Here is a 22,716-nt window from a genome sequence, read left to right as displayed (position 1 = left end):
AAAGTCAATGGATTTTTCAAAAAGATTTTAGTTAACTGCTGAAATTTGCTATGATAGTAAGGCTTAGTTTTCAACCTCAATTACAAATCATCTCAAAGTTCAAACGTTCTGGAAAAACTGAAGCTATTGATCAATCAACTTTTCATCATTTGAAATAGTATTAAGGAGAAATTGCTTTCATGGAAAATAAAGCAAAAAAAATTAACGGTTTTACCTTAACAACGCTGGTTGTCACTACTGCGATTGGTTCGGGAATCTTTGCCTTAAGTAGTGATTTAGCCAAAGCGGCCGCCCCCGGTCCAGCATTAATTGCTTGGTTAATCATTAGCGGTGGTATTTTATTATTAGCTATGACTCTCAACGATCTCTTACAAAAGCGGCCCGATTTACAGGGAATCTTTAGTTATGGTCAATCTGGCTTTGGCAATTTTTGGGGGTTTATCAGTGGTTGGGGCTATTGGATGTCCGGTTGGCTTGGTAATGTAGCTTTTTCAACCGTTTTCATGAGTACCCTGGGCTATTTTTTTCCCATTTTTCAAAAAGCCAACGGTTGGCCGGCAATTTTAGTAGCCAGCCTGTGCTCATGGTTACTGACGTTATTAGTGAATCAAGGCGTGGAAAATGCTGCCTTGATTAATTCCTTAATTACCCTGTGTAAACTCATCCCTATTTTCGCCTTTATTGTGGCATGTTTACTCATCTTTAATACCCATGTCTTTAGTTCTCAGTTTTGGGGTAATCTGCACAACAATTTGGTCTGGAGTAGTGTTGCTCCCCAGATTAAAAGCTGTTTTATGATTATGATGTGGTTGTTTGTCGGAATTGAAGGTGCGACCGTATTGTCTTCACGCGCTAAAAGTCAAAAAACCGCTGGTAAAGCAACAATTATTGGTGTCAGCTGTTTGTTGCTGATTTATATTCTAGCTTCCATTTTACCTTATGGTTACTTTAGTCGAGCTCAATTAATTCATGCGCAGCAACCGGTGATGGCTTACTTATTTCAAAAAATCGTGGGCCCTTGGGGCGGAACTTTCATTAGTATTGGCCTTCTAATCTCCATTTTTGGTGCCTGGATTTCGTGGACCATGTTGCCGGCTGAAACTCTCAGCACCATGGCACAGCATCATCTCTTGCCCCAAATTTTGGGCAAAAAGAATCGGCATCAAGCGCCGACTTTAGCGTTAATTGTCACCGGCTTAATGGTACAAATCTTTTTATTAACCCTGCTCTTTACTGACCAAGCTTACGAATTAGCTTATAGTTTAAGTACCGCGGCAGTAATTGTTTGTTACATCATCGTCGCCGCTTTTGAAATCAAGTTTTCATGGCAACAAAAAAATTGGCGGACCTGTTGTTTGGGCTTAGGAACCATCAGCTTTGAAATTGTCGGGATTACTTTATCCGGACTACAATATTTACTAGTCTGCACCATTATTTATTTGCCCGGAATTTATTTATACTATCATGTTAACCATCACGAATTAAATACTCCCTTATCTCCGAGCGAACGCGTAGGCACCACCAGTTTAGCTATCATTGGTTTACTGGCATTAGTTTTGGTTAGTTTTCACCGATTAATTTTGTAATTAATTAGACAAAAATAGGCTATGGCATCTGCAATTAGTTTTAACAAGCAGTTGAACTTTGATTCACTGCTTGTTAAGCCGACTACACAATGCTTTAGCCTATTTTTCATTGAATTTAATATTGGCGGATCCCTTGTTGATAGACCTGCTTATCCTTTTGGGCAATAGCTTGAATGTCAGCTAAAGGATTTTGCTTCAAAACGAGAAAGTCCGCATATTTACCAACTTCCAAAGTTCCATACTCTGCGTCAATCTTCAACAATTGGGCCGCGGATTGACCAGCTGCCTGCAATGCTTGAAAATTCGTGGCGCCGACTTGCGTCATTAATTGAAATTCTACTGGGACATCCGTAAAATCATTAAATGGCGTTCCTGAGTCGGTTCCAAAAGAAATCTTCACACCAGCTTTGATAGCTTTACCGATATTAGCAAAATAATCATCTAAAAAAGCACTCGCTTTATCAAGCATATATTGGGGCAACTTGCCCTGACCATAGGTCGGAATCGTATAACCAGCAATTAAGGTTGGCGTTAGGAAAGTTCCCTTTTCTAACATTAACTCAATGTCTTCATCACTCACATAAGAACCGTGTTCCACGGAATCCACTCCCGCAACAATCGCGTTATGGATGCCTTGACGTCCCTCGGCATGGGCTGCGACAGTCATGTGTTTAGAATGAGCTTCTTCAACCGCAGTTTGAATTTCTGCCAAACTCAACTCCGTATCATCAATTTGATCCGTCGGTGACATTACCCCACCGGTCGCCATCACTTTAATATTTTTAGCACCATGTTTAAATGCGGTGCGCACAGCTTTACGCATTTCATCTTGCGAATCAGTTAAATAACCCCAGTTCTTTTCACCATACGTTCCTTCTTGAAAATCTCCGTGACCACCAGTCATCGACATTGGTCGTCCTGACGGGCAAATCTTCGGGCCCTTAATCTGATAGACGCCAGCTTGTGCGATTTTGTTTAATTTAATATCAACATCAAAGACACAACCACAATCACGAATATAAGTGACACCTGTTCTTAACAATGCTTGTAGATTCTGCAAAGCCGCCACAGTTGCATCCGTTTCATTGACGAATGAGATATCGCCGTCATTTGGATCCATCATAATATGTGTATGCACATCAATAATTCCCGGCATTACATATTGACCCGCTAAATCAACCGTTTGTTGAGCTTGAGGTGCCGTACCCGTTCCAGTTTGTGTAATTTTACCTTGGTCATCCACTTCAAACCAGGCATTCGCCAATACTTCATCTTTAGTACCCACAAACAAGTTACAATTTTTATAGACTGTTGTCATTAAAGAACCCTCCCTTTTAATTAAAATACAATTAAATATTTATACATTGTAATTTACCACGTTAATCGCATAAAGTCACGCTTGAATTTTTTATATTGTCGTTTTATGATTAAAAATAAATTAATTAGATTTGCTTTTATTAATTTTAAAACAAAAATACAAGGGGGCTTTATCAATGAATTCTTTAGTTGCTTTAGGCATTGTGATGTTATTTTTACTAGTTGGAGAATGGGTTTCCAAATTTACCAAGTCTTATTTACCATCCGTCTTTATTACCGCCATTTTATTTGTGATTGGCTTTTGGACAATTTTGCCTAAAGATATTGTTGCTAAAGCTTCTTTCAACACTAATTTTGCCAATATCTGCATCTCATTATTACTAGTACATTTAGGAACTTTAATGGATTTAAAAGAACTATTACAACAATGGCGCGCGGTTTGTATTGCTTTATTAGGAACCATCGGTGTTATTGCTTTAACCTTAACTGTCGGCACTGCTATTTTTGATTGGCGCACCGTGGTTGCTGCTATTCCACCGTTAACTGGTGGTTTAGTTGCCGCTTTATTAATGACGAATGGCTTAAAAGCTGCGGGCATTAGTACTTTAGTCACTTTACCAGTAGCCATGTTTGTCTTACATTCAGTTGTGGGCTATCCATTAACTTCTGTCATGCTCAAAAAAGAAGGTCGGCGCGTTTTAAAAGAGTACCGGGCCGGCAATATTGCTGATCCACAGCAAACGCAAAATGCGAATACTTCAACAACTCCCAAAAATGTGCTCGGCATTCCAAGTGATTATCAAACTTCAGCTTTTATTATTGTGCGGGTGCTCATTGTCGCCCTATTAGCCAATGGCTGTAGCATGTTAATTCATAACGCGATTAATGCGAATGTTATTTGCTTAATTTTTGGCGTAATTGCTCATCAATTAGGCTTTTTGGAAGACAATGCTTTAAACAAAGCCGGCGTCTTTCAATGGTTAATGTATGGATTATTAGCTTATATTTTCTCCCAATTAAGTATTACCACACCCAAAATTATCGCTGGCGTTTTAGTACAAATCATTGTGTTAATTGCTTTAGGTCTTTTAGGAATGTTTTTAGCATCTTGGATTTTAGCCAAACCATTTAAGATGAGTCCTGCGATGGCCTTTGCTTGTTCTCTAACTGCCTTATTCGGTTTTCCCGCTGATTATATTTTAACTACTGAAATTTGTAGTCAATTAGCTACCAATCCTAAGGAAGAAGCAGTTTTAAATGACCAAATGCTCCCCAAAATGTTAGTGGGCGGTTTTGCCACTGTTTCGGTGGCTTCAGTCATTATCGCTTCTGTGTTCTTAAAGATGTTATAACTACAATTCACAATTAAAAAGTTAAAAAATGCTTCATAGCAGTTGATTAAATTTCCAACTAGCTATGAAGCATTTTTCAGTTAACCTTTATTAATAATCCTTTTAACTATTCATCCCTTTCATCTTTTCGCTTCTTATTTGCTAAACCAAAGAAGCTTAATAATGTTCCTAACAATCCGAATCCCAATAATGACACGGTGCGGTCTTGTTGTTGATCATCAGACATTTGTGGTAATTTATTTTGAGCAGCAGATTGTGCTTTCTTTAAATTCTGTCCGGATAATGCATTCGGATCAAATTGTAGATTATGTGCTGCAGGCTGGTTGCCAGTTATCGTTCCATTAGGATTAGTTGCCGCAGAATCTGAAGTTTGTCCATTACTATTGGCACCTGTAGTGTTATTACCTGGAGTATTTCCAGTTGAATCATTACCTGAAGCAGTCTTTTGATAGTTAGCAACCACAATCACATCCGGATCGTTAGTATCAGCCACTGCACTGGCAACAACTTGAGTATCTGGAACATAACCTTGATTACTTAAATCTGGCACTACTTGTGTAGCAAAGTTTTGCGTGCGATTGATTTTGGCAAACGCTGCAGTTAAATCTTGGGTATCAACTTGACCATCACCATCAGTATCGTAACCTAACAGCTGACCGGTTGTTTTATTGACCACAGCAGCAATTTGATAAACAACTTGCTGCATCGTTGGTGAGCTCAAAGTATTACCATATTGATCTTGATACTTAATAATTCTCGTAACTGTCTTTTGCAGATCTTCTTGCGCAGTTCCTGTCGGCCAAACAACGCTTGGATTATTGCTGTCAATTGATTGACCTGGTTTAACATTATCGCTTGGTTTAACAACAATAATGTCATTGCTATTATTATCAGAATTATTGTCACTTGGCTGGTTATTATCAGGTACAGTTGGCGTAGTTCCACCACCATTATTATCAGCTTTATAAGTGACGGTCACGGTGCCAGCTTGTGTGCTTGCCGCTACGGTAGCTTGATCTGGCTTATAGCCTGAAACTGTTGGTGAAGTTACTGCAGCAAATGGAGCCTTAGCAAGTGCAGCAGCAATCGCAGCTGTCTTATCCTTGGTATCAGCTGTACCATTACCATCAGTATCGTAGCCTAAGAAACTACCATCTGCTTTATTCACAATTGCCGTTAACTGATAAGTCTTATTTTGGGTAATAGGAGTAGCTGCTTGAGTACCGTCACTCTTGACATAATTAATGATTCTTGTAGTTTCACCCGTTAAATTATTTGCCCAAGCTTCTTGTGGCATCTTCAGTGTAGTGCTATCACCGACTGGTGTTTGTGCATTGGCATTGTCAGCAACCGTTACTGGAATCGTACCAGTTTCTTCGGGTGGAGTAACTGAGCCGCCATCGTTAGTGTAAAGAACAATAACATCACTAGGATCACTAGTTGCAGCCACAACTTGTTGATTTGGAGTATAACCTGAAACTGGTGTCGATGTTATTGCAGCAAATGGGGTCTTTGCCAAAGCTGTTTTGATTGCCACATTCTTATCAGTGGTATCAGTTGACCCATTACCATCAGTATCATAGCCCTTAATTTGACCCGTTGCTTTATCAACAATTGCCGTTAAACTATAAGCTTGGCTTTCTTGCTTAGCAACTGGAGCAGTAGTTCCATCACTCATGACATAACTAATAGTCTTTGTTGCAGTACCGTGCATAGTTACAGTAGTAATTCCTGTTGCTGGGGCGGTGCCCGGCTTTGTATAAACAACAACTATATCATTAGGGTCATTACTTGCGGCAACCGTAGTTTGACTTGGATCATAACCAGAAACACTTGGCGAATCTATCGCATCAAACGGTACCATAAATAAAGCAATTTTGATAGCTTCATCTTTATCAGTCGTATCAGCTGAGCCGTCACCGTTGGTATCATAACCCAACAATTGACCCGCTTTATCAACAATCGCGGTTAAACTATAATCTTTCGTTTGTAATTGTGAATCCGGAGCTAAACTACCATCATTCATGACATAATAAACAGATCTGGTGGCCGTACCGTTAATTTTGACTGAAGTCGTATCCGTTACTGGCGGTGTAGTTCCGCCACCATTATCAGCGGCAGTGTAAGTTACCGTCACTGTTCCGGCTTGTGTGCTTGCGGCTACTGTGGTTTGATCTGGTGTATAACCTGAAACTGTTGGTGAAGTTACTGCAGCAAATTGATCTTGAGTAATGGCAGCAGCAATCGCAGCTGTCTTATCTTTCGTGTCAGCCTTACCATTACCATCAGTATCATAACCTAAGAAAGTCCCGTCAGCTTTATTCACAATTGCTGTTAACTGATAAGTCTTACTTTGAGTAACAGGAGTAGCTACTTGAGAACCATCACTCTTGACATAATTGATAGTTCTCGTGGTTTCACCTGTTAAATTACTTGCCCATGCTTCTTGTGGCATTTTCAACGTAGTGCTATCACCTACTGGTGTTTGATCATTGGCATTATCAGCAGCTGTCACTGGAATCGTATCATTTTCTTCAGGTGGAGTTGTACCATCAGCAGTGTAAGTTACCGTCACTGTTCCGGCTTGCGTGCCTGCTGCCACTGTAGCTTGATCTGGTGTATAGCCTGAAACTGTTGGTGAAGTTACTGCAGCAAATTGATCTTGAGTAATGGCAGCAGCAATCGCTGTTGTCTTATCTTTCGTATCAGCCACTCCATCACCAGTTGTATCATAACCTAAGAAAGTCCCGTCAGCTTTATTCACAATTGCTGTTAACTGATAAGTCTTACTTTGAGTAACAGGAGTAGCTACTTGAGAACCATCACTCTTGACATAATTGATAGTTCTCGTGGTTTCACCTGTTAAATTACTTGCCCATGCTTCTTGTGGCATTTTCAACGTAGTGCTATCACCTACTGGGGTATTACCATTAGCGTTATCACCAGCAGTTACTGGGATTGTACCAGTTGCCATGTTATCAGGCGTATAAGTGACGGTCACTGTTAAAGTATTCTGATTAGCAGCAGCGTCACCGGCAGCATTTTTATCAGCATTACCATTTAAGACCGGTGCAACATTTTCAATCACTGCTTTATCAGGTTTATAGCCAGTAACGGTTGGCGAAGTTACAGAAGTAAAAGTCTTATCTCCAAATGATTGCCGAATAGCATCTTGCTGGTTCGTGGTATCAACTTTACCATCAGTATCAGTATCGTAACCAATAAATTTTCCCGTAACAGCATTGACAATCGCCGTCAAATGATAAGGAATTTCCTGCGAACTTTCTGCAGCAACCTCCGTACCATCAGCTTTAACATACTTAATTACCAATTTGGCAGAACCAGTCAAGTTTTCCTTCCAAGCAGCCGCCGGTGTCGGTAAGTTACTGCCGGTTTGCAATGGCGTATTTTTATCATGATTATCGCTATCTTTAATCGTAACAGTTGCTTGCGGTGTATAAGTGACTGTGACGGTTTCAGCATCCAAATTGGCAGCTTTTGAATCAACAACTGATTGATCAGGTGTATAATTAGCAATTTCTGGCGATTGAGCTTCATAGAAAGTTCGACCACTAATTGCCTTTTTAATAGCCTCGTTCTTAGCATCAGTAGCATTAGCTGCAATATCAACGTTACCATCACCGTCGGTATCATAGCCCAAGAAAGCCCCGGTAAAGTCCACAATGGCCGTCAAACTGTACGGTACCACTTGAACCACTGGCGTTGCTGCAGGGCTACCATCAGCCATGACATACTTGATCGTCCGCGTCACGTTCCCTGTTAAGTTATCCTTCGTAGCTTCTATTGGCGTAGTTGCTTTACTACCTGGTTCCACTGGTTGCCCTACGCTATGAGCTGCCCCGCCAGAAATCGGTAAAGTCCGATTCTTAGTGTAAGTGACTATCACATCTGGAGTAGCATTAGCTGCTGAACTTGCTTCTACAGTTGGTGTATCTACTGAATAGCCTAATTGTGTTGGTGAGGTTACCGCTGCAAACTCACTCTTGTTTTTTGTTAAATATTCATCAATCGCATAATCTTTATCTTGCGTATCAGCTTGTCCATCACCAGTTGTATCGTAACCCATGAAGGCACCGGTGGAATCCACAACTGCTGTTAAATGATACTCAATAGTCTGAACTTGATCGTTCGCAGCCGTTGAGTCAGGCAAGCTGGAGCCATCTTTGGATTTATAATGAATAGTACGCTTAACAGTTCCATTCAATACTGCTGGCTTAGCTTCATCTGGCAAAGTAATCGTTGTGCCTTCATAATCAATGGTCGTAGCATCATTAGCTAAATCTGCACCCTTAACCGGAATCAAATCATTTGCAGTGTAATAAACTTTAATATCTTTTGTATCACGGCTCGCAGCTACTTCTTTCGTACTTGGAGTATAACCAGTTACGGTCGGGGTTGGTTGGTCATAGAAAGTCCGATCTTTTAACGCAGCCGCAATCGCCGTATCTCTATCCTGAGTATCTGCCACTCCCTTACCTGTGGTATCATAGCCAAGGAATTCACCGGTAGTGGCATCCACAACACCAGTTAATTGATAATTAACTGACTGCGGAACTGTAACTGTAGTTTTGTCACCTGAAACTTGATAAGGAATATGTGTACTACCACCTGCTTCCATCTGCTTATTTAAAGTCGACGTTATTTCATTCAAAGCCTTGTCGCTATCGCTATTCGGGACGACATAAATAATATTCCGAGATACTGTACCATTTAAGTTAGCCCCTGTAGCTTCTTCTGGAACCTTATACTGACTACCAGGTTCAATTAAATCATCAGTAGTTTGATCACCACCAGTAATGGCAATCGTACGATTCTTTGCATATTTGACGGTTATGGTCAAATTATCCATATTTGCGTCAGTAGCAGCGACAGTTGCTTGATCAGGTGTATAACCTGCAACCGTTGGTGTTGGTTGAGCATAAAATGAACGCTGATTTTGATTAATATAGGAAGTGACAGCAGCTTTTTTATCTTTAGTTTCGGCGGTACTACCATCGCCATCGGTATCATAGCCAACAAAAGCACCAGTATTCGCATTTACCACGGCTGTTAAATGATAATCCACCAACTGCGGCACTGAAACGACCGTATTACCATCATCATCAGTTAATATTAGATATGGCACACCGACACTACCATCAGGTTCTTCTTGCTTACCTAAAGCCTCCTTGATCTCACTCAAAGCAGCTGGATCATCAGCTGGTACTACATAATTGATTGTCCGTTGCACATTACCCGTTAAGTTAATTTTCCAAGCTTCTTCGGGCATCTTCACCGAACTGTCAGTTTCTACTGGTGTATCACCCTTCGCATTAGCAGAATCCTTCACTGGGATAAAGCGATTTTTCGTATAGTTAACTGTTACAGTTTGATCGCTACTATCATAAGGAATTGCTACAGCTGCTACAGTGCCCACATCGGGAGTTCCATAATCTTGCGCACTTAAGTTCGGCGAAACAACAGCTGCTGCCGTTAATGATTGTGGATAGTTCTGATTGATAGCTGTCTGCTTATCAGTGGTTAAAGAACCATCTGGTAAAACGTAACCATCAAAGTGAATGCCGGTAACTTTACCGTCAGTCTTCTCTTCGGTAAATTGTGCAATCACCTGGTAATCAATAATTTGCGTGACTGGCTTAGAGACTTGAGCTCCTGTATCTTTATCAACATAATTAATCGTGCGCGTAATTTTCTTTCTTAAATTGCTTGCCATGGCTTCTTGTGGCCATTGAGGACTATCAGAGTCATCTTGATCAACAATATACCCCGGTTGTAAATCCATTGCAGCGTTTGCTTGAATTGTATCTTCACTCAAAACTGGTAATTTAGAATAATAAACTGTCACATCTTTTGTTCCAGGCACAGCCGAACTAGCAGTCACAAATGGTTGATCTGGAGTGGAATAACCTGATACACTTGGAGATTCTTGTTGTTGGAAGTTTTTAGCGACTTTCGTCACCGCCGCGTCTTTCGCGTCAGCAGTAGAAGCAAAATCACTTAACAAGACGTCAGCTTTGCCATCGTTATCGGTATCATAACCTAAGAATTGATCATTATTCCCTTTATCAATGACTCCCGTTAATTGGTAATCAGCCTGTTGGACAACATCCGGACTAATCGGAATCCCCGGTTTAGCTTGATCTTGATAATGAATGGTACGATGAACGGTGTCTACTAAATCATCAGCTTTTACTGTATCGGGTAAATCATCGCCAGTTGTCACCATTGCTAAACCAGTATCGGGAAGCTTAGATTGAACATAATAAACATCAACATCATATGGTTCATCTTCTTGGCGCGCAATGGCTTGTTCTACCACCGCTTGACTGGGCGCATTGTACCCATCAACATTCGGTGAAGTTACTGCCGCAAAGCTCTTAGCATTAGGATTCGTTGTCGAGCCTGCTGCCCCAATGGTCTGCAATGCTTGGTTTTTATCTTTCGTATCCGCTTGGCCATCACCATTAGTATCGTAGCCTAAAAAAGTTCCATCATCACTCACAACTGCTGAGAGATAATAATTAACAGTTTGCGTCACAGTAGGCGCAATTGATTGATTAGTTGCACCATTTAAATAATTAATCGTCCGCGTAATTGGGACAACTAAGTTGGATTTATAAGCTTCTGCGGGGGCCGCAACACTGGTTCCTGGTAAATTACTACCTTCTACTAAATTATCTTGATCAGTAATGACTTGTTGGCCGGATTGTGCTACGGGTTTATAAACATAAGTAACCGTCTTACCACTCGTACTACTGTCTAAAGTTCCGGTTTTTGGCAGTCCCGTGGAATCTACAGCTACGTATTGATAACCCGCAATCTCTGGCGGTTCTTGGGCAGTATAAGTCTTACCATCTGCACTGATCGTAACTGTTTGAGAAACTGTTCCTTTGCCAATAGGATTACCGTTCAGATCAACATAATTCAAATTGACAAATTGGGCAGGTTTGAATTTAAATTGATCAATTTGGAATTCTTGTAAGTTCGTATTCCAACCTGTCGAAGCCGCCATCATTAAGGATACTGAACGATACATATCGGTATCTGGAATGTCTTTCGTCCAAACCATGGTGACACCATTAGTAGTCTTGAACGTAATTTTTAATTCACGAGTGCTAGCGGTATAAGTTACCGTAAAATCATGTAGCGAATTATTTAAATTATTATCGGCCAAACCTTGAACAGACTTTTGGTCAACAGTAGCCCACCAACGTGGATAATCTTTACCATCAGTTCCTTTGACATTTTTAAAAGAAGTCGTGACAAAGGCACCATAAGCGTAATAACCATTTGGCTGATCAGCATCCCAACCAAACTCATTATCAGAATTACTTGGATCGGGGGCTTGATAATCTTCATTTGGATAAGTATCTAGCTTAAAGCCAAAAGCATTTTGTAAACCACCAATCCCGAGGTTACCACCAAAGGCTCCAATATCATCGGTATTACCAGTATGAATGGCAAAGCTGACACCATCAGCACCACCATAATAACTGGGCTTATCGCCCAAACGAACTTTGCCACTTAACGAAAAGTCATTACTTAAATCAATCTTTTTCTTTAAGCTAAAACTACCGACATGAGAACGATCATCTGGTGTAAAAGTAAACAAACCGGTACTTGGATCGTAGGAACCACTACCACTGTAATCAAAATAATCTAAGAAATTATCTTTGGTAACGGTGGCAATCCCATTCTGGTCAATCCCCGAATCTCGTAAAACATCTTGATAGGAAACTTGTTGGGGTGATGTTGCAGTAGTGCTACGTAATAAAGAATTAGTGGCGTTCGACTGTACAGCCGTTGAACTTGCTGGAGTAGTAGTTACTGGCTCATGAATAGCAGTTTGATTATTAGTTGTAGAATTAGTAGTTGACTGAACTGTATTATTCGACTGAACTGCTGTTGCTGCCGGAATTTGATTAGTAGTTGTTGTATTTGAATTAACTGTCGCAGCAGATTCAGCAATAGGAGTGGCAGATGCTGGCGTTTGCGCCACTGGAGCAGGCTTTTCTTGCTCGGTTGGCACCGATGGTGTAACAGATGAAGTAGAACTATCAGAATTGCTGCTAGCCAGTACTTGATCGACGCTTTTGGCATCATCACCACTTACGGTTGCTGCTTGCGTTGTCATATTATTTAAATTAGCGCCAAACAAGAAAATAGTTGACGTCGTAATTGCTGCAAACACCCAGTGCTTCTTAGCTTTGTACATTTTATAATGAACTTTTTGGTCTTGCGTATATTTTGTATATTTCGACATCATCCAGCCTCCATTATGTCTATTGTTCAAAAAATAAGAACATTCTTAATACGCATTCATAATATAGCGTTTCCACCCAAAATAAAATTAAAACGCTTGTGAACAAAAAGCCAACTTGATCTTTTTTTAGACCAAGTTGGCTAATAATATAGTATTAATTTTTTAAATCTTATTTTTAAACATTCAAAACTTTATCTAAAAAGTCCTGCAAACGTTGATTTTGTGGATGCTCAAAAATTTGTTGGGGTTCGCCTTGTTCCTGAATCTTACCCGAATCCACAAAGACTACCCGATCGGCAACTTCTTTGGCAAAACCCATTTCGTGCGTCACCACAATCATGGTCATTCCTCTTTTGGCTAAATCTTTCATAACTGCCAAAACGTCCCCAACCATTTCCGGATCTAGTGCTGAGGTTGGTTCATCAAATAACATGACATTCGGATCCATCGCCAAAGCGCGGGCAATCGCCACTCGCTGTTGTTGCCCACCTGACAAAGACTGCACAGTCGCATCAAATTTATCGGACAAACCGACCGTTTCTAACAATTGTTGGGCACTCTTTTGCGCTTGTTCTTTGGTTTGCTTTTTTAATTCGACTGGCGCCAACATAATGTTCTGGCCCACAGTTAAGTTATGAAACAAGTTAAAATGCTGAAAAACCATCCCAATATTTTCCCGCACTTGATTCATATTCGTCTTGGGATCAGCAATATTAATACCATCAACTAAAACACTACCTGAAGTTGGTTCTTCTAACTTATTGAGTGTCCGTAAAAGCGTACTCTTACCAGAACCAGAAGGACCAATGATGACCACAACTTCATTATCTTGAACTGTTAAGTCAATTCCTTTTAACACTTCATTAGTGCCGTAGGTTTTAACTAAATTTTTCACTTCGACTTTGGTACTCATCCTTGTGTCCTCCTTTGCACCCAATTAGATAACCAAGTTAATAGAGTAATTACAACGACGTAAATAATCGCAATAATGGTCCAAACTTTAAAGCCTTCTAAGTTTCTAGCAATAATAATTTTTCCGGTTTGGGTTAATTCCAAAATTCCAATAATAGATAAAATGGACGTATCTTTTAACGTAATAATAAACTGATTAATAAATGACGGAATCATAATCTTAATTCCTTGCGGCAAAATAACTTTACGCATTGCTTTACCAAATGGCAAACCTAAACTACGAGCCGCTTCCATCTGTCCCACATCGACTGCTTCAATTCCGCCTTTAACAAAAGCGGCAATATACGCGCCTTCGTTTAAGGTTAACGTAATCGTTCCAGCTAAAAAGGCGGGAATTTTTTGGCCAGTTAAGCTAGGAATTCCAGTATAGATAAATAATGCCAAGACTAATAGCGGCATGCCCCGGAACAGATAAATCACTGTACTAGAAATCCAATGACAGAATTTCATTGGCACAACACCTAATAAACCGATAATGACGCCAAAGATTGTTGCAAAAATAATGGCAACTACGGTTAACCACATGGTTTCAACAAAACCGGACCACAGCGCACCTTTATTTTGTTTTAACAAACCAATAAAGCTTCGATCTTCACGATCAGCTCCTGCTTTAGCAACGCCTTTATCTGCCTTACCACCAAGATATTTAGCTTTAATATCATCATAGGTACCACTAGCCTTAATATTGGTTAGGCCTTGATTGAAAGCTTTCAGTAATTCTTGATTTTGGCCTTTTTTAACAGCAAAACCATACGGTGCTTTTAATGCCGGCTTGGTAACAATTTTCAGATTAGTGCCTTTTTTAATCGCATATTGCATGACTGGCTGATCTTCAAAACAAGCCGCCGAATTACCAGTTAACACATCTTGGTACATGTTATTGGAATCATCAAACGTGACTGTCTTAAAACCATATTTGTGTTTAATACTATTAGCGTATTGCGCACCAGCCGTCCCCGTCTTAACTGCTACTTTTTTACCACGTAACTGGCTCAAACTAGTTACTCGACCCTTATCCGAAGTAGCCATGACGACCCCAGAATGATAATACGGATCGGAAAAATCTAATTTGGCTTGACGTTCTGGTGTAATTGACATGCCGGCCATGACCCCGTCAATTTGGCCAGATTCAACGGCTTGCACAGCAGCATTAAAGCCCAGCGGTTTGATCTTTACCTTAAAGCCTTGATCCTTAGCAATCTTCTTGACAACATCAATATCAATACCGACGTATTGATTATTTTTATTGGCAAATTCAAACGGTGGAAAAGTCACATCAGTCCCAATGGTAAAAGTCTGACCTTTAACTGCGGAGTGCGTCTTACCGCCCAAATACTTGGCCACAATTTTGTCATAGGTTCCATTAGCCTTAATCTTTTTAAAGCCGGCATTAAACTGCCGGAGCAATTCCTGATGCGTACCCTTTTTCACACCGAAACCGTACCAACCACCTTGCGCTGGTTTGGTAACAATTTTTAATTTCATACCTTGATTAATCGCATATTGCATCACTGGTTGATCTTCAAAACAGGCCACCGAATTGCCCGTTACAACGTCTTGGTACATGTTGTTAGAATCATCAAACGTGACTGTTTTAAAGCCGTAACGCTTCTTCAGCTTCGTAGCGTATTGAGCAGCCGCTGTTCCTGTTTTAATCGCTACTCGTTTGCCTTTTAACTGTTTAAAATCTTTGATGGAGCTATCTTTACCAACAGCCATGACAACCCCAGTTTTAAAATAGGGGGTTCCAAAATCAAACTTGGCCTGTCGTTCCGGAGTAATTGTCATTCCGGCCATGACACCATCCAACTGTCCTGCTTGTGCGGACTGCACAGCAGAATTAAAACCAACTTGTTTGGTATTGACTTTAAAGCCCTCTTCTTTAGCGACGGCATTAATAATATCAATGTCAATGCCGATATATTTATTTTGATCGTTTGCAAATTCAAACGGCGGATAAGTAACGTCGGTTCCAATTTGGTAGGTCTTAGCCTGGACATGATGACTAGTAAGACTAAAGCATGTCCAGAAGCTAAATATCAACACTAACCAACTACTTAGTGTTTTTAAATGACTTTTCATCAATATCACTCCATTTATTAAATAAATTTAAACCCTCCATTAATTCCTAAAGACTCAGTGGTAACTACTTCAACATCTCCTTTGCTAAATTATTCTAAATTAAAGTTTAATGATACACCATTAACGCTTCTTCAGCATAATAAATATTAAGTCATAATTTTACTCTAAAATAATTAAGTTGTCATTTATTTACCCGCAAATCCGCTCAAGAATAGGCAAACGCGCCGAGCTAGTCTAGACCAATTAACCCCATTCTTGAAAAAATTGCACTTTTGAGTTTAACTCGCCCGTCGCCAATCAGAATCCATCAAGACTCGCGCTAAGATTAAACCTAGTGGTAAAAAGATGACAATCATCATCGCATTCAATAGCCATTGAGAACCCTGTGAAATCGCACCGACGCCTAAATAATACATTGCTCGATACATATATAAACCGGGAACCATAATTACAATAGCAGGTACGGTTAAACTAATCCGCGGATAATGAAACTTTTTATGGATAATTGATGCTAATAAACCGGCCACTAAGGCCCCAACAAAAGCGGCCGCAGCGGGCGGCAATGTGGTTAAATCAACTAATTCTAAGCGTAAAGTATTGGCAATGGCGCCATTAAAAGCGGCCAGAGTCGCCATTTTTTTGGAACTGTTAAACATCACAGAAAAACCAAACACTCCACAAAAACTGGCCGGAAACCGAAGCACTGCTAACAACCACGGATTCAACCCTAAGGGCACAAAATTATCGGGCCGTAAGTCACTGGCTAAGGCGACCATCCAGCCGACTAAGGTCGCGACCATGATAATCGTGACAGCATGGACAAAGCGTTCAATGCCCGAGCGCATATCCAATTTAGCAATATCTAAACCACTGGTAATAAACGGAAATCCCGGAATAGCGAATAACATCGAACCAATGTAACCCGCTTCATGTGCCACATTGATATGCAAACTAAATTCTAAGGTTCTGGAAATGACTAAATAAGTTAAACAAGCCACCGCTACCCCTGCTGCTAGACCTGCAAAGAGTGTTAAATGCTTACTATTCATTAACGACCGGACATAATTACCTAAACCAGCCCCGACAAAAGTACAAAACATTTCGACTGGACCACCGCCCAACAAAAAGACGAAGGCACTACAAGCTACTGCCGCGGCTAGCCCCAATATCAAAGGAGAATAATTTTTGGGTCGCTGTTGAATTTTATCCAGTAAATGATGAATTTTGCCAACACTTAAAAAAGCGCCTTCTTCTTCAAAAAGCGCTACAAAATTTTCCATGGCTGCTAATTTAGTCGTATCTACCCCACTGCTAGCTAGCGATAAAGCTTCTGTCACACTGCGGTACTCATCTTGCCCATCAAAACAACTGTACGAAATCGAAACCAAACCAATATCCGCTGAACACGTCACTTTTAAAATTCGCGCAATCGTATTCATTGAGTCGCGCACACGCCACGCTCCCGTACCGGAAGCTAACATAATCATGCCCACTCGTCCAATAATCGTAGCTTTTTCCATCAAGGAAGCATTGACTGCAGTTTGCTTTAAATGCTGTGCCACAACTCGGGACCAGGGAATATCCATATGATTTTTCGCAGCTAAATGAAAATGGGGTTGTAATTTTTTATCATTAGGCACTAAATTCGCCAACCTTTTTTGTACAATTTAAAATTTAATCAACTGCTTTTCATTATAGCATACCTATTTTCAGTAAAATGCTTCTACCAGTCGTGAGACTTTTAAGTAGCAAAATTGATCAACCATTAAGCTTTTAATTTAAGCTAATTCTACAATCCAATTATGCTGCTGATCAGTTTCGTTTAACAATTCTGGATGCTCTACCAAAGCTTGGTTAAACTGAACAACTCGGCCAGCGCAGGGCGTATGCAATTCCGTCACTGCTTTATCACTCTCCACTGATAGTAAGAAATCGCCGACGTTTAATTCGCTAACTTGCGGCAAATCAACAAACCCGACACTTCCCACTTCCTCTTGTCCTTTAGGCGCCAAACCAACGCGTGTATGCCCATTAGTTAGCTTTTGCTGCCAAAAATAATCCGCTTCTTCATTATCCATTTGCTTGCCTCCATCATCTTTATTAAACATATTTTAATTATACTGCTCTTTTTAAACTACGCATCCCAAACTTCATGCGCCACGTCTTGAAGCAGCTGAATTTTAGCCCATTGTTGTTGTTCGGTTAAAATATTTCCTTCCTCAGTTGAAGCAAAACCACATTGAGGACTCAAAGCCAAGTTTTCTAATGGATGATACTGACTAGCCACCTGCAGCCGTTGAATTAATTGGGCTTTGTCTTCTAATTGCCCCGACTTGCTCGTCACTAAGCCCAAAACCACGCGCGTATCTGCTGGAATAGCTTGAATTACTTCTAAACTGCCAGCTCGCTTTGTATCATATTCTAAATAAAAACTTTGAACCTGCTCTTTTTTAAATAAAACATCTGCCACGCTCTCATAACCCCCGGACACAAACCAAGTGGAATGATAATTACCACGACAAATATGCGTATTAATAGTTAACTCTGACGGAGCACAAGCAATCACTGCATTATTCAAATCGACAAATTGTTGCTTAATTTGGGCAATACGAGCTGGAGTTTGCGTTTGATGCAGCGTCCAGTCAATGATCTGCCCCCAAGAACAATCATCAAACTGAACTAACTGACAACCTGCTGCCGCTAAATCTGTTAAAACCTGTTGATAAGCAGTTGTAATAGCTTGCAATAATTTGTCCTCATGAGGATAAAACTGCCGCACACTATCCTGATTTTCTGGTCGACTTAACTCCGCTAATAATTGACTCGGTGCTGGAATGGTTTGCTTAACTAATAAATTATCCGGCGTGTGCGCCTGCGTAAATTTAAAGTGCTCCACAAACGGATGTTGTTCTCCACTAATCGGACCGTTCAGATTAACGGTCTCATTTCGAGTTTGTTCACCATGAAATTGGTAACCCGTTTGCGCTTGAGCCTTTTGTAAACCATTTAATCCCCAGAAAAAATCTAAGTGCCACCAACTGCGGCGAAACTCGCCATCCGTCACAACTTTTAAGCCCGAATTCGCCTCTTGCTTTAATAAGTCAATAATCGCTTGATTCTCAACTTGTTTTAAATCCCGGGCACTTATTTTGTGTTCAGTAAAAGCTTGGCGCGCCTGTTTTAAATTTGCTGGGCGCAAAAAACTACCGACGATATCATAATGTAATGCTGCTAATGGATTAACCTGTTGTTTCATAATTATCCTCCTTAGATTACTGCGAAATCGGCCTTGGCGAAAATCAAAAAAGCGTCCTACATGAATTCATGCAGGACGCACTTAGCGTGTTACCACCTTTTTTTAGCAGTATCTCACAATACTACTCTTAATCAGTACCTTTCATACTGAAACAAGTTATCAGTTGTTAACCGCAAGTTAAACTTGAGATTGCTCCCAGACCATCTTCAATATCCGTTTTAAATCACTTTTCAGCCACCGTGACTCTCTAAATTAGCGTGATATTTACTCATCTTTTCTCAGCAATTTTTAATTATTGCAACTTTAAAACAGCAACAACTTTTTGTCAACCTTTTTCTTAAAAAGCAGAAAACAAATTTCTGAGTAATGAAACTTAACACAACAACTATTGTGAAGTGCTATTTTTAATTCATTTGCCAAAAATTTTGTGCCAAAGCTTGATAAAATTGGCAGCCTAACAAATAATTTTGGACACTGACCCATTCATTAGCTTGGTGATCACTCACTCCTTCACCTGGACCACAAATGACAATCGGAAATTTACCAACTTGAATATATTCTGAAGCTTCAGTTGCTCCTTGACCGGCGATGATTTCGCCTGGCAAATGCAGTTGCTTTTGTAAAACAGACTGGGCTATAGTCACTAATTTACTTTGCGATTGATCCGGTAACGGTAACTCCGGATAACGATACTCAATGGTTAAATCGGCCCCTTGAGCATTTAATTGTTGAATTTGCTCATTTAAAAATTGATAAATTTGTTCATGAGTGTAAGCCGGCGTTGTCCGAATATTTCCCGTTAAACTTGCTTGTGCGGGGACGGAGTTAATCTGTTCACCGCCCTGGATTTGGCTCAGAACATGCGTCATTTTACCTAAAATAGGATCCGCTAGCTCAGCTTGTGCAAAATAGGCTTGCACTTTTTGGGCAAAGTCTATTAATGGCCAAATCGCATTTTTGCCCGCCGCTGGTGTCGAAGCATGAGCCGCCTTTCCCCGTGAAGTGACACAGTAATCAATGACGCCCTTATGCGTAACTTCCAGCTGCAAATTGGATGGCTCACCAATAACTAGTCCGGATAAATCATCGACTAAACCCAACTTGACTAATTGAGCTGCACCATATTCGCCCGTCTCTTCACCAACTGTGGCTAATAGTCGGACTCGTCCTGCCAACGGCTGTTTGGCCGCTAATAAATCAAGCATGGCCACAATCATTGCTGCTAAGCCGGATTTCATATCACTCGCACCGCGACCATAAACTTTATCATTACGAACAGTTCCTGCAAAAGGCGGCGTTTGCCAAGCATGAGCATCAGCTGCAACGACATCTTCATGACCACTAAAACCCAAAATCGGTCCGGTTTGTCCAATTGTAACTAATAAGTTATCGCGTCCCGGAGCAAAATTAACGCGTTGAATTGCTACTTGATCGGCATACGGCTGAAACAACTGTGCAATATAGTCGGCGACCTGGCTTTCGTTTTGATCAACGGTCTCGATTGCAATTAAATCAGTTAAAATTTTTAACGCTTGTTGTTGTTCCATAAAATAACCCCTAAGACTCTAAAATCTTATCTAAAAAGTCCTGTGCCCGCTGAGTTTGAGGATGTTGAAAGAATTGTGCTGGTGTAGCAGACTCTTGAATGCCACCATCGGCCATAAACCAAACCTGATCAGCAACGTTACGGGCAAAACCCATTTCGTGAGTAACGACAATCATCGTCATTCCTTTTTGAGCCAGATCCTGCATTACTTTCAAAACTTCGCCCACCATTTCGGGATCTAAGGCCGACGTAGGTTCGTCAAAAAGTAGCACTTGCGGATCCATCATTAAGGCCCGCGCAATGGCCACTCTTTGTTGTTGGCCCCCTGATAAATTAGCCGGATAGGCCGTTTGTTTATCACTCAAACCTACTTGTTCTAACAGTTCTTGTGCTTTCGCAGTCGCTGCCGTTTCTGAAATTTGCTTAACTTTCAGCGGTGCTAAGGTCAAGTTATCCAAAACTGTCATGTGAGGGAACAAATTGAATTGCTGAAAAACCATCCCCATTTGCTGACGCAACTGATCCAGCTGTTTATCCGCTAACTGTGTTAAGTCTTGCTCTTTGAAAAGGACCGCCCCCGAAGTTGGTTGATCCAATAAATTTAAACATCTTAAAAAGGTACTTTTCCCGGCTCCTGAAGGTCCAATTAAACAAATTACTTGACCTTCGTGTACTTGTGAATCAATATTTTTGAGCACTGTATTGGTGCCAAATGCTTTTGTTAATTGTTTCGTTGCTAACAAAACTGGCTGTTGTTTAGTCGTTTCCATGGCCCATTTTCCTTTCAAAATATTTCATTAAACGCGACAAACTGAACGTAATGATAAAGTACAAAATCATGGTGATGACTAAAGGCATTACGCCACGATACGTATCCGCCTGCACTAAACGCGATTGATAAATTAAATCTTTAACTCCAATTACAGACACAATCGAACTTTCCTTAATCAAAGAAATAAATTCATTACCTAAAGCGGGCCAAATGTTTTTCATTGCTTGTGGAAAGACGACATACCGCATGGTTAAAACCCGTGACATTCCTAACGAACGGGCAGCTTCTCTTTGCCCAACATTAACCGAATTAATACCGGAACGAATCACTTCAGCCACATAAGCTGCCGAATTTAGCGAAACCGCAATAATTCCCGATAATAAAGCGGGAATATTAACAACCACACCTAAACCAAAATAAATAAACAGTAATTGCACCATCAACGGTGTGCCCCGCACAAATTCAATATAAGCTCCTGCTAACTTTTGCGCCCAAGAACTCTGACTTAACCGCATTAAACCTAAGATGATTCCTAATAAGAACCCAAAGAAGACCGAAATTGCGGAAATCATTAAGGTATAACCCACACCAGCAACAAAGAAATCTTTATAAGCCCACATGGAGTTAGCTTTTTGCTTGGCTTTCTTAGATTTATTATTGGTCATATATTTACCAACTTTGGGTAAATAGACTTTATTAATTAAATTATCCTTGTGAATCGTATCAATGGATTTATTGGCTGCTTGTACTAAAGAATTGGCCCCTTTAGGAAAAGCAATTGCAGAACCCGCTGACGAAATCTTAAAACCCGAAGGAATCCGAACCAAACCATTAGTATTTTTGACAAAGGCTTTAGCGGTTGCCGTATCAACTGCCACTGCGTCAATCTTATGTGTTTGCAACGCCAAAACTAAATCATTGTCTTTATCCATGCCTTTGAGTTTCGAAGCTTTAGCTTGTTGTTTAATCAATGAATACTGAATAGAACCTGTTTGTGCGCCAATAGTTTTGCCTGAAAATGATCGGTAATTATGATACCTATGTACATCAGCTTGCCGAATTAATAAATCTTGCCCTGTTTGATAATAATCCTTGCTAAAAGCCACACTCTTCGCCCGTTGTGGCGTGTTATTCATACCTGAAATGACCATATCAACCTTGCCAGTCTCTAAAGCCACCAACAACGAATCAAAATCCATCCGCTCAATAACTAATTTCACACCCAAGTCCGACGCAATTTTTTGACCGACTTCGACATCCATTCCGACAACTGTTGATTTGCCATGAATATTTTTAACGAATTCATATGGTGGAAAATCAGGACTAGTTCCCATCACTAGCTCTTTTTTAGCTTGCACTTTTTGCAAATAGTCATCTTGCACTTGACCATTTGTTCCCGCGGCTTGCGCTTGTGTGGTCGCCGTCAATCCTCCCCAAATGACCGTCAAAATTACAATTAATACTTGTAACCAAGACTTATGCTTGTTCATAAATAATACCTCCTTTATTTAATAACTCACATTATAAAATAATAAGCAAAAATTGCAAG

Annotated in this window: 12 protein-coding genes and 1 pseudogene; 2 read left to right on the top strand and 11 right to left on the bottom strand. The window is 40.4% G+C overall.

The window, feature by feature from the left end:
• Positions 1 to 179 precede the first annotated feature (179 nt).
• Positions 180 to 1,586 (top strand): basic amino acid/polyamine antiporter, encoded by a 1,407-nt coding sequence (locus tag AC3B6B_RS08095; RefSeq protein ID WP_489758147.1) that lies wholly within the window; start codon positions 180 to 182, stop codon positions 1,584 to 1,586.
• A gap of 115 nt (positions 1,587 to 1,701) precedes the next feature.
• Here the strand turns inward: AC3B6B_RS08095 and AC3B6B_RS08090 are convergent, their stop codons facing one another.
• A complete protein-coding gene (locus AC3B6B_RS08090; protein ID WP_489758146.1) occupies positions 1,702 to 2,904 on the bottom strand; it encodes a metal-dependent hydrolase family protein in 1,203 nt (400 codons plus the stop codon).
• Positions 2,905 to 3,079: 175 nt separating this feature from the next.
• Here AC3B6B_RS08090 and AC3B6B_RS08085 point away from each other — a divergent pair, with 175 nt between their 5' ends.
• Positions 3,080 to 4,255 carry a hypothetical protein gene (locus AC3B6B_RS08085; protein WP_489758145.1) on the top strand — a complete coding sequence of 392 codons (1,176 nt, stop codon included), beginning with the start codon at positions 3,080 to 3,082 and terminating at the stop codon, positions 4,253 to 4,255.
• A 106-nt stretch (positions 4,256 to 4,361) separates the two neighbouring features.
• Here the strand turns inward: AC3B6B_RS08085 and AC3B6B_RS08080 are convergent, their stop codons facing one another.
• From AC3B6B_RS08080 to AC3B6B_RS08035, 10 genes and pseudogenes are all read right to left on the bottom strand, one after another.
• The gene (locus tag AC3B6B_RS08080) at positions 4,362 to 12,539 is read right to left on the bottom strand and encodes a mucin-binding protein (RefSeq protein WP_489758144.1); all 8,178 of its coding nucleotides are present in this window, start codon (positions 12,537 to 12,539) and stop codon (positions 4,362 to 4,364) included.
• 175 nt (positions 12,540 to 12,714) lie between these two features.
• Complete coding sequence (locus tag AC3B6B_RS08075; protein ID WP_489758143.1) at positions 12,715 to 13,452, bottom strand: amino acid ABC transporter ATP-binding protein; 738 nt, start codon at positions 13,450 to 13,452, stop codon at positions 12,715 to 12,717.
• A complete protein-coding gene (locus tag AC3B6B_RS08070; protein WP_489758317.1) occupies positions 13,449 to 14,885 on the bottom strand; it encodes an amino acid ABC transporter substrate-binding protein/permease in 1,437 nt (478 codons plus the stop codon). The genes AC3B6B_RS08075 and AC3B6B_RS08070 overlap by 4 nt, the downstream gene beginning before the upstream one ends.
• 423 nt (positions 14,886 to 15,308) lie before the next feature.
• Positions 15,309 to 15,593, bottom strand: a pseudogene (locus AC3B6B_RS08065) (transporter substrate-binding domain-containing protein); the annotation flags it as partial.
• Between the two features lie 278 nt (positions 15,594 to 15,871).
• On the bottom strand, positions 15,872 to 17,233 hold the full coding sequence (locus AC3B6B_RS08060; RefSeq protein ID WP_489758142.1) for a threonine/serine exporter family protein: 1,362 nt from the start codon (positions 17,231 to 17,233) through the stop codon (positions 15,872 to 15,874).
• Between the two features lie 138 nt (positions 17,234 to 17,371).
• Positions 17,372 to 17,671 (bottom strand): glycine cleavage system H family protein, encoded by a 300-nt coding sequence (locus AC3B6B_RS08055; protein WP_489758141.1) that lies wholly within the window; start codon positions 17,669 to 17,671, stop codon positions 17,372 to 17,374.
• 56 nt (positions 17,672 to 17,727) lie between these two features.
• The gene (locus AC3B6B_RS08050; RefSeq protein ID WP_489758140.1) at positions 17,728 to 18,849 is read right to left on the bottom strand and encodes a 5-methyltetrahydropteroyltriglutamate--homocysteine S-methyltransferase; all 1,122 of its coding nucleotides are present in this window, start codon (positions 18,847 to 18,849) and stop codon (positions 17,728 to 17,730) included.
• Between the two features lie 404 nt (positions 18,850 to 19,253).
• Positions 19,254 to 20,396, bottom strand: a complete 1,143-nt coding sequence (locus AC3B6B_RS08045) for an ArgE/DapE family deacylase (RefSeq protein WP_489758139.1) — start codon at positions 20,394 to 20,396, stop codon at positions 19,254 to 19,256.
• Positions 20,397 to 20,406: 10 nt separating this feature from the next.
• The gene (locus AC3B6B_RS08040; protein WP_489758138.1) at positions 20,407 to 21,165 is read right to left on the bottom strand and encodes an amino acid ABC transporter ATP-binding protein; all 759 of its coding nucleotides are present in this window, start codon (positions 21,163 to 21,165) and stop codon (positions 20,407 to 20,409) included.
• A complete protein-coding gene (locus AC3B6B_RS08035) occupies positions 21,152 to 22,657 on the bottom strand; it encodes an ABC transporter substrate-binding protein/permease (protein ID WP_489758137.1) in 1,506 nt (501 codons plus the stop codon). The genes AC3B6B_RS08040 and AC3B6B_RS08035 overlap by 14 nt, the downstream gene beginning before the upstream one ends.
• Positions 22,658 to 22,716: the final 59 nt, after the last annotated feature.

Source organism: Bombilactobacillus sp. ESL1197, from assembly GCF_058107145.1.
The sequence above is the reverse complement of the archived record's forward strand: the minus strand, read 5'-3'. Positions and strand labels throughout refer to the sequence as shown.